Consider the following 254-nt stretch of genomic DNA (forward strand, 5'->3'; position numbering starts at 1 on the left):
TCATGCTCACCGGACGTCGCCGCCACGCGCGTTCCTTGCTCCGGTCAAGGAAGGGCACTGCGGCAAGGAGCGCGAAAAAGGCGACCTCGCCCCAGAGGATCGCCGACACCCCGAACCAGTTCTCCAACGCGAAGGGCCACCAGAACATCCACGGCGGGGCCGTAACCTCGATGCCCTGGACGGGCGTGGAGCCCACCGGCGGCGGGAACACGACCGCTAGGACCCCCAGAACCCCGAAGAGCACTAGCCCGAAG

At 67.7% G+C, this 254-nt stretch carries 1 protein-coding gene; it reads right to left on the bottom strand.

Translation table 11 applies throughout. From position 1 onward, the window contains the following. A partial coding sequence (locus AC1RPX_RS08040; protein WP_481763374.1) for a hypothetical protein occupies nucleotides 1-211 on the bottom strand: 211 nt, incomplete at its 3' end. Nucleotides 212-254: the final 43 nt, after the last annotated feature.

Source organism: Dellaglioa sp. CoH-56-MRSF-14 (genome assembly GCF_056782115.1).